Source organism: Mesorhizobium sp. M7A.F.Ca.MR.148.00.0.0, assembly GCF_003997735.1.
Classification (GTDB): domain Bacteria; phylum Pseudomonadota; class Alphaproteobacteria; order Rhizobiales; family Rhizobiaceae; genus Mesorhizobium.
The window spans coordinates 1-524 of record NZ_RZTB01000383.1 but is presented as its reverse complement, the minus strand read 5'-3'; the positions used below and the strand labels follow the sequence as shown (position 1 = coordinate 524).

Genomic DNA, 524 nt, shown 5'->3' with positions numbered 1-524 from the left:
GTCGGCGAAGGTCTGGTGAGCCGCGACGAGGCGCTTTCCATGGCCGAAATCTGATCGATTTCACCACGCCGGCTGCCTCGGCCGACCTGGCCAGGGTTTGCGCCGAGCGCGGCGGGCCCGCACATGTGATCGGTTCGACCGGCTTCGACGCCGCTGAGCTTGCCGCTGTTGCGGCCGCCGCGAAGAGCGTGGCCATAGTGCGCTCCGGCAGTTACTCGCTTGGGCTCAACATGCTAACCGGGCTGGTCGAGAAGGCGGCCCGGGCGCTCGGTCCAGACTGCGACATCGAGATCCTCGAGGCCCACCATCACTCCAAGGTCGATGCGCCGTCAGGCACGGCGCTGATGCTGGGCGAAGCTGCGGCCAAGGGACGTGGCATCGAGCTCGATACCGTTGCGAGGCGCGCTCGCGACGGCATCACCGGTCCGCGCCCGGTCGGCGAGATCGGTTTCGCGGTGCTGCGTGGCGGCAGCATCGTTGGCGAGCACGGTGTCAGCTTCCTGGCCGACGGCGAGGTGCTGACA

1 pseudogene is annotated in these 524 nt (G+C 68.3%); it reads left to right on the top strand.

What is annotated here, in order from left to right:
• Positions 1–524 (top strand): annotated as a pseudogene (dapB, locus tag EOB49_RS34620) (4-hydroxy-tetrahydrodipicolinate reductase); the annotation flags it as partial.